The sequence below is a fragment of the Muriicola sp. genome (assembly GCF_041567615.1).
Lineage (GTDB): Bacteria > Bacteroidota > Bacteroidia > Flavobacteriales > Flavobacteriaceae > Muriicola.
On the sequence record NZ_JBFGBM010000140.1, the window covers coordinates 1 to 7,195 of the forward strand.

General features: G+C 52.2%; 6 protein-coding genes and 1 pseudogene. 5 read left to right on the forward strand and 2 right to left on the reverse strand.

Annotated features, from left to right (window positions below; all coding sequences use genetic code 11):
• Positions 1 to 708 (reverse strand): MATE family efflux transporter (locus ABYP73_RS09840; protein WP_372974201.1); only part of this gene is annotated, 708 nt, incomplete at its 3' end.
• 15 nt (positions 709 to 723) lie between these two features.
• Complete coding sequence (gene mazG, locus ABYP73_RS09845) at positions 724 to 1,497, reverse strand: nucleoside triphosphate pyrophosphohydrolase (RefSeq protein ID WP_372944791.1); 774 nt, start codon at positions 1,495 to 1,497, stop codon at positions 724 to 726.
• Positions 1,498 to 1,615: 118 nt separating this feature from the next.
• Here mazG and ABYP73_RS09850 point away from each other — a divergent pair, with 118 nt between their 5' ends.
• The 5 genes and pseudogenes from ABYP73_RS09850 to ABYP73_RS09870 form a co-directional block, all read left to right on the forward strand.
• Positions 1,616 to 3,265, forward strand: a complete 1,650-nt coding sequence (locus tag ABYP73_RS09850; RefSeq protein ID WP_372974202.1) for an amidohydrolase family protein — start codon at positions 1,616 to 1,618, stop codon at positions 3,263 to 3,265.
• Between the two features lie 91 nt (positions 3,266 to 3,356).
• Positions 3,357 to 3,827 carry a (2Fe-2S)-binding protein gene (locus tag ABYP73_RS09855; RefSeq protein ID WP_372974203.1) on the forward strand — a complete coding sequence of 157 codons (471 nt, stop codon included), beginning with the start codon at positions 3,357 to 3,359 and terminating at the stop codon, positions 3,825 to 3,827.
• 2 nt (positions 3,828 to 3,829) lie between these two features.
• Positions 3,830 to 6,016, forward strand: a complete 2,187-nt coding sequence (locus ABYP73_RS09860; protein ID WP_372974204.1) for a molybdopterin cofactor-binding domain-containing protein — start codon at positions 3,830 to 3,832, stop codon at positions 6,014 to 6,016.
• A 12-nt stretch (positions 6,017 to 6,028) separates the two neighbouring features.
• A complete protein-coding gene (locus tag ABYP73_RS09865; protein WP_372974205.1) occupies positions 6,029 to 6,796 on the forward strand; it encodes an SOS response-associated peptidase in 768 nt (255 codons plus the stop codon).
• Positions 6,797 to 6,870: 74 nt separating this feature from the next.
• A pseudogene (locus tag ABYP73_RS09870) lies at positions 6,871 to 7,195 on the forward strand (alpha/beta hydrolase); the annotation flags it as partial.

The following is a 7,195-nucleotide window of genomic DNA, read 5'->3' on the forward strand; positions in this document are numbered from 1 at the left end:
CTTCATCACCTTTTTCTCGAGTTTCCTGAAGTTGAATCCCGTGACATAGAAGTGGAATTTTTCCTTCATGTTCAACAGGATCCAGAGGAAGGCCAGCATCACAAATCGGGACACCAGGGTACCCACAGCAGCCCCGACGATCCCGAGTTTTGGAAAGCCCAGGGCTCCAAAGATCAGCAGGTAATTCAACAGTATGTTGATCACGTTGGCCAGGATGGTGGCATACATGGGATACTTGGTCTGGGAAAGCCCTTCGGAAAATTGTTTGAAAGCCTGGAACATGACCAGGGGGACCAGGGAAAAGGCGACCAGGTCGAGGTAAGGGATGGCGAGCACGACCACTTCGGCGGGCTGATCCATCATATACATCAGGGGTTTGAGCAGGAGGATGAGCCCAAAGAGGGAGAGGCCCAAGAAGGTACACAAGACCAGCCCGTGTTTGAGGGCCCTTTTGGCATCCGATTTCAACCCAGCCCCGTCTGCCTCTGCTACCAGGGGCGTGATGGCCGTAGAAAACCCTATCCCCAGCGACATGGCTATAAATACAAAACTATTGCCCAGAGACACGGCGGCGAGTTCAGCCGTTCCCAGCTGACCTACCATGATATTGTCTGCAAAGGCCACAAATGTATGCCCGAGCATCCCGAGGATGACAGGGATAGAGAGCCTGATGTTATATCGGAATTCCCGGGTGTATTGTCTGAACAAAAGGCTAAACTTTAATTAGAGGGTTTTGGCATCATTCCAATGGACATCCATTTCGGCCAGGGTCATCTCTTTCAGGGATTTTCCGGCTTCCCTGGCTTTCTCTTCCAAGTAGGCAAATCTTTTGATGAATTTCTTGTTGGTTCGCTCCAGGGCGTTTTCGGGATTTACCTTCAGGAACCTCGCATAATTGACCATGGAAAAAAGTACATCTCCGAACTCCTCCTCTATTCTGCCCTCCTGCCCTTTGTGGACCTCCTGCTGCAGCTCGCCCAGTTCTTCCTGCAGTTTTTCGAACACCTGCTGTGGCTCCTCCCAGTCGAATCCTACCCCGGCAACCTTGTCCTGTATACGATTCGCCTTTACAAGGGCCGGCAAACTGTTCGGAACCCCTTCCAGTACGCTTTTCTTTCCTTCGGCCAGTTTGATGTTCTCCCAGTTCTTTTTCACCTCCTCCTCATCGGCTACATCGACATCTCCGTAAATATGGGGATGTCGGTGGATCAATTTCTCGCTGATGGAATGACAAACGTCGGCAATGTCAAAATCCCCGGTCTCAGACCCGATCTTGGCGTAGAAGAAAATATGCAGCAACAGGTCCCCTAATTCCTTCTTCACCTCCTGCAGGTCTTCCTCCAGGATGGCGTCCCCTAATTCATAGGTCTCCTCAATGGTCAGGTGCCGAAGGCTCTGCATGGTCTGCTTGCGGTCCCATGGACACTGGGCCCTCAATTCATCCATGATGGTCAGCAGCCTATCGAGTGCCTCCAATTGTTGTTTGCGGGAATTCATGTGTGGTAGTTTGCGCAAAAGTACAAAGATGAAAGTTTTGGGAGTGCTCATTATTTGGACTATTTTTAGAGGACTGCCCATGGCAGAAATCATAACCGCCTCCTTAAAATTCTGAAGTATGCGTATCACTTCCAAATTGATCCTGTTTATCATTTCCATGGCATTTTTAAGCTGTTCTAAGCCCAATTCCTATGACATCCTTATCAGGAATGGCTTGATTTTAGACGGCTCAGGGGAGGAAGGCATATATGCCGATATAGGGATCAATGCCGACACCATTGCCATCATCGGCGATCTGTCCGGTGCTGTGGGAAAACAGGAACTCGATGCTACCGGACTTGCCGTGGCACCTGGCTTTATCAACATGCTGAGCTGGGCCAATGTCTCTTTGATCGAGGACGGTCGATCCCAGAGCGACATCAGACAGGGAGTCACCCTGGAGGTCCTGGGGGAAGGCCGGTCTATGGGTCCGCTCAACGAGAAAATGGCGGCAGGGATGGCTGAGAATCAGGGCAGCATCCAATATGAGGTGAGCTGGAGAACGCTGGGGGAATACATGAATTTTATGGAGAAAAAGGGCATCTCCCCCAACATCGCCTCTTTTGTGGGCAATGGGACGGTACGGGAATACGTCATGGGATATGAGAACAGGGTACCCACGGAGGAGGAACTCTCACAGATGGAGTCCCTGGTCCAGCAGGCCATGGAGGAAGGTGCCGTTGGGCTATCCACCTCCCTCATCTACGTACCCAGCGGTCACGCCCAGACCGAGGAGATCATCGCCCTGGCCAGGGTCGCCTCGAGGAATAATGGCATGTATATTTCCCATATCCGGGATGAGGAAGGGAAATTACTCGAAGCTGTGGACGAGCTGATCAGGATCTCCGAAGAAGCCGATCTGCCTGCAGAGATTTACCACTTCAAAGCCTCGGGCACGGCCAACTGGCACCTGCTTGATAGTGCTATTCAAAAGGTAAACAACGCCAGGGAGAAGGGCCTTGCCATTACGACCGACATGTATATGTACAATGCCAGTTCAACCGGACTCAATGTGCTGCTCCCAGCCTGGGCAAAGGAAGGGGGGCATGACAAGACCATTGAACTCATGGGAAAACCTGCTCTCAGGAAAAAGATGATTCGGGAGGTCGATTTCCACGTACCCCCTGACAACATTCTGCTAGTGGGATTCAGGAATAAAGATCTGAGACACCTCATCGGCAAAACCCTGGCCGAGGTTGCCCTGGAAAGAGGAAAACCTGCAAATGAAACGGTGGCCGACCTCATCTTTGAGGATGACAGCCGCATTCAGGTGGTCTATTTCTCCATGTCTGAGGACAACATCAAGAAGAAACTGGCCCTTCCTTATATGGCTATCTGTTCGGATGCCGGATCCTATACGAATGAAGGGGTCTTCCTCGAACAGAGCACACATCCCAGGGCTTATGGATCCTTTGCCCGTCTTCTCAGTCATTACGTGCGGGAAGAAAAGGTCATCCCCCTGGAGGAAGCCATCCACCGTCTGACCCTGTTGCCGGCCACAAACTTAAAACTCGACAGGAGGGGTGCGTTGAGAGAGGGGTATTTTGCGGATGTGGTCCTGTTCGATCCGGAAAAGATCACAGACCACGCTACTTTTAAGGAACCCCATCAATACGCTACTGGCGTGATCCACGTGCTGGTTAATGGAGTTCCCGTCCTGGCAGACGGGGAACATACTGGAGCATTTCCGGGGCGTTTCATCAAAGGTCCGGGGTTTAAAGCTCCATAAGGCAGAAACTGAATAGAACCCTGTCTTATTTACCAACTGTTTTCAGGTTGGATACACGGTAATACTGGATGAATACAAACACATCTAAGGCATGGAATCATATACCTTAAAAATCAACGGCCGGGACCAAGAGGTCCAGGCATCCGGCAATGCCCTACTACTTTGGGTTATCCGTGAACAGCTGGGCCTCACAGGAACTAAATACGGCTGTGGGATCGCACAATGCGGGGCCTGTACCATCCACCTTGATGGAATGCCCGCCCGGGCCTGTTCCCTGACCGTGGAGAGCGTCTCCAAGGGTCAGGAAATCGTTACCATAGAAGGGCTATCGGAGAATGGAGACCATCCCGTACAAAGATCCTGGATCAAAGAACAGGTGCCTCAATGCGGCTACTGCCAGAGCGGGCAGATCATGCAGGCTGTGGCATTGCTCAGGCAGAACCCCTCTCCTACCCGTGATGAAATTAAGGCCTACATGAACGGTAATCTATGCCGTTGCGGAACCTATATGAGGATCGTCCGGGCCATTGAAGACGCGTCTGAAAGTGTTAAAAATTCCTGATTATGAAAAAAGAGAACACGACTATACCCGGTATAAATCGAAGGGACTTTCTGAAATCCTCCTCAGGAGCGGCCCTTTTCATAGGTGTCTCAGGGCTTTTCCCAACTTTTATCGCCTGCAAGAGCGACCGTGAGAAGAGACAGGCCATCGAATCCCAAAGACTGACCGTATGGGTGGAACTCGCAGAAGACGGCCAGATCACCATCTATAACCCAGCTGCCGAAATGGGGCAGGGCTCTATGACCTCCCTTCCGGCCATATTTGCTGAAGAAATGGATGCCGACTGGGCAAAGGTGAGGGTCGAATTCTCGCCCCAGGAATCGGAGATCTACGGTTCCGAAGTGTGGAGCAACAATGCCAAGGTCATGCTGTCTGCGGGAAGCAGGGTCACAAAAGGGTATTACCCTATCATGCGAAAGGCGGGGGCCCAAGCCCGACATATCCTCCTGGCCAGCGCTGCAGCAAAATGGGAGGTGCCCATCAGCGGGTTGAGGACCCAAAACGGGTATGTGCATGCAGATGAACTGAACAAAAAGATAAGCTACGGGGAACTGGTACCTGATCTCACCATTCCCGAAACTCTGCCCCAGGATCCGGATATCCTTTACAAGGACTCTTCTCAATACAGGTTTATTGGCAAGGACGTCGCCCGCTTAGAGATCCCCCAAAAAGTGGACGGCACAGCCCTTTTTACAATGGACATCCCCATGGTGGATACAATGTATGCCGTCCTGGAAAGAGGCAGGGTACACGGTGCGAAGCCAACCCTTAAAAACGAAAAGGAGATCGCTGACCTCCCGGGTGTCCTTATGACCGTAGAATTGGATCACGGCGTCGGCATCCTGGCAACAGGCCTGGAGGAAGCCCTGGCTGCCAAAAAAGCACTGGATATTGAGTGGGGTGATTCACCCGCTTCGGGTTTCAATTCCCGGGATGCCTATACCCGGTATACCAAAATCCTCGAGGGACCCGAAAAAGGCAGGACAATCACCAGCATTGGGGATGTAAATTCCGCCCTCCGAAGAGCTGCCAGGGTATACAGGGCGGATTTCATGAATGACTACGTGTACCACGCGCAGATGGAACCCCTAAATGCCATCGTTCGCGTCTCTGAAGATCTGGAGAGTGCCGAGGTATGGGTTGGCAGTCAGCAGGGCTTTGATTCCAAATTAGGGGTACCCCAGGCCCTGGGAATCGCTCCTGAAAAAGTGACCATTCACCTGCAATATCTGGGCGGAGGATTTGGCAGAAGGAGCATGACTGACTTTGTTACGGAATGCGCCCTGCTTGCCAAGGAAGTTCCCGGAAAGGCCGTCAAACTGATGTGGACCCGGGAGGATGACCTCAGGTACGGAGCCTACAGGCCTATGAGCTTACAGCGCCTGGAGGCCGCGACGGACCGAAATGGAAAGATCACGGCATTTTCCCATTACATCGTCGGAGACGGGGGGAACCTGGTGGCCAGTGGTATCAGGAACGAACACTACGAAATCCCCAACCAGTATGCCGAGTGGCGGGAGGTTTCCCATGGTATCCGCCTGAAACACTGGCGTGCAGTGGGTCATGGCCCCAATAAATTTGCCATAGAAGCCATGCTTGACGACATTGCTTTCGATCAGAAAAAAGATCCCGTCGACCTCAGAAGGGAGTTGATGGTAAACGCTCCCAAAGCACTTGCTACCCTGGAAGAGGCGGTCCGAATCTCGAACTGGTCGGCTCCCAGGCCTGAAGGACGAGCAAAAGGCGTGGCCTTCCTGGAACGGAGTGGTACACTCAGTACCGGGATCTGTGAGATCTCGGTAGACAGGAATACCGGTAAGATAAAAGTGCACCATTTCTGGAGCGCCCATGATGCGGGTATTGTCATTCAGCCGGCTAATGTAAAAGCCCAGATCGAGGGAGGCATCCTCATGGGTATCGGCAGCGTACTTACAGAAAGGATCACCATCATTGACGGGGAAGTCCAGCAATCGAATTTCAATGATTACCATATCCTGAGGATGGAGGATATTCCGGATAGTGTTGAGACTGCCCTGATAGCGTCGGATAGCTCTCCACAGGGAGTGGGTGAATCCGGTACCCCGCTGGTGGCCTGTGCTATCGCCAATGCCTTTTTAAACCTCACGGGAAAAAGGCTGCGTCATATGCCCTTTACGCCGGAACGCGTCCTGTCCGTCCTCAAGCAATAATCCGATCTATCCATGTGTTACGACATCAAAGCCAGCCTGGAAGCCCAGCTCAAACGCGCCCGACAGTACGGGGATGAGATCGCCATACGGGAGATCGAGGAGAAACTGGCTCCGCTTACGGACCTGCCGATCTACCACGCCTCCGGCTTTCAGCACCCACGACTGTTTATATACACAGACGATGAACCCTCGGTCCCGCGGGTGGCGACCTGGGGATTGGTACCCCACTGGGTAAAGGATCACATGCAGCAGAAAAAGATCTGGAACAACACCCTCAACGCCCGGGGGGAGACGATTTTTGAAAAACCAGCATTCCGGACCGCTGCCAGGTATCACCGCTGCCTGATCTTTGTCGACGGTTTTTACGAGCATCACCATTTCAGGGGCAGGACCTATCCCCATTTTATTTCGCGCAAGGACGGTCAGCCCCTGGTGTTTGCAGGGCTGTGGAACCCCTGGCTCAACCCGGAGACAGGGGAATACCTGAATACCTTCAGCATCGTGACCACAGAGGGAAACCCCATGATGGCCCATATCCACAACAACCCCAAGCTTGAAGGACCGCGTATGCCCCTCATCCTCGAAGAGGTAATGTCAGATAAATGGGTCATAGAGGTTGAGGAGGAACTGGATGTAAAAGCCCTGCAGGACCTCATCCATTCCTACCCTGAGGAGGAGCTTCAGGCCCATACGGTCGGGAAGTTAAGGGGAAAGGAATACCCCGGGAATATACCTGAGATCAGCGAGGAGGTGATCTATCCCGAATTGCAGGAAGAATGATTAGTACGAGCGTTCTTACTTAGTGAGATTATTTCATAAATTAGGCCTGCTGTCGAGACTTCAAAAACACATCGATGAAAAAATTGATCATACCCCTTTTATGGCTGTTGTTTTCACTGTCAGTCCATTCACAGGAAATCATCACCCTCCCCTGTGAAACTCCTGAGGAAGTAAGTTGGGAAGGTGGGGAAAAGGCCTTTTTCTCCACGATCTGGAACACAGAGGTGGTTTGCAATGTATCCAAACCCACGATGGAAGTGTTCAGACCTGATCCCGGCACAGCCAACGGAACTTCCGTGGTGATCGCTCCCGGAGGAGGACTTTACGCCTTAAGCATTGAAAGCGAAGGGAACATGGTGGCCCGGTGGCTGGCTCAAAAGGGTATTACGGCCTTTGTGC

Bases quoted from the DNA above. Each gene is read 5' to 3' on its own strand.
- mazG (WP_372944791.1), bottom strand. From the start codon at position 1,497: ATGAATTCCCGCAAACAACAATTGGAGGCACTCGATAGGCTGCTGACC.
- ABYP73_RS09850 (WP_372974202.1), top strand. From the start codon at position 1,616: ATGCGTATCACTTCCAAATTGATCCTGTTTATCATTTCCATGGCATTT.
- ABYP73_RS09855 (WP_372974203.1), top strand. From the start codon at position 3,357: ATGGAATCATATACCTTAAAAATCAACGGCCGGGACCAAGAGGTCCAG.
- ABYP73_RS09860 (WP_372974204.1), top strand. From the start codon at position 3,830: ATGAAAAAAGAGAACACGACTATACCCGGTATAAATCGAAGGGACTTT.
- ABYP73_RS09865 (WP_372974205.1), top strand. From the start codon at position 6,029: ATGTGTTACGACATCAAAGCCAGCCTGGAAGCCCAGCTCAAACGCGCC.